This is a genomic window from Bartonella sp. MR90HLJMH (genome assembly GCF_042194115.1).
Classification (GTDB): domain Bacteria; phylum Pseudomonadota; class Alphaproteobacteria; order Rhizobiales; family Rhizobiaceae; genus Bartonella; species Bartonella grahamii.
Window position 1 is genome coordinate 1 of record NZ_JBHIMM010000037.1, and the last position, 971, is coordinate 971.

At 37.9% G+C, this 971-nt stretch carries 1 protein-coding gene; it reads left to right on the forward strand.

The window, feature by feature from the left end:
* Window positions 1-34: 34 nt before the first annotated feature.
* Window positions 35-880 (forward strand): type IV secretion system protein, encoded by an 846-nt coding sequence (locus ACFIJ9_RS08630; RefSeq protein ID WP_375636785.1) that lies wholly within the window; start codon window positions 35-37, stop codon window positions 878-880.
* Window positions 881-971: the final 91 nt, after the last annotated feature.

Consider the following 971-nt stretch of genomic DNA (forward strand, 5'->3'; position numbering starts at 1 on the left):
ATAAAAAGTTGAAAATTCGTTAAAGAGGAATTCCATGAACTTTACAGTGTTCACGCAACTTTTCAATAAAATTGATCAGATAACAAAAACATATGTCACGGATATTTCCTTAAAAACAACGGCTACAATTACGCCCTTTATATCAATCGGTATCACAATCGCTTTCATCATCTATGGATGGCTCATCATTCGTGGCGCTATAGATATGCCTCTCTCCGGATTTGTAAATCGTTTCCTACGGATAAGTATTATTACTTCAATAGCTCTTACCACAGGACTTTATCAGAATGAAATTGCCAATTTGATAACACAAATGCCCCATGAGTTATCAAAAGCGCTCTTAACAGATCCACTCAATGATACACAATTAATGAATTTACTAGACAAAACAGCAACCAAAGGATTTCAATATGCAGGACGTCTTTTCCAAGAAACCGTCTTCTTCGAAGCCAATGGACTGCTTTACAGTCTCTTAGGTATCATCATCTTGCTGGCAACAAGCCTCGTAGTAGCAATCGGCGGTGGTCTCGTACTCCTGACAAAAATCGCTATTACACTTCTCGTAGGATGGGGATCACTCTTCATCATTGCTTTGCTCTGGCAACCAACTCATCGCCTTTTCGAGCAATGGATAACCCAAGTCGTCAATTATATAATCCTCTTTCTACTCTTAGCGACTGTATTTAATCTGATGATGAATATCTTTGCAAACTATTTGAGCGATATGAAACTCGATTACGACCAGAATATAAGCTTCATGTTTGGAGGTGCTCTCATCTTGTCCATTATATCCATCACGCTGTTACTCAAACTATCAAGCGTTGCCAATTCTCTCGCAAAAGGCATTACATTTGGACATCTATGGAGACATAGAAACTAGATGAGATAAAAAGCAATGCTGCTCGTAACAGATGCCCTTAATATCCATATGACAAAATAACGAGGATATCCAATCCTAAAGTAAAAAATAT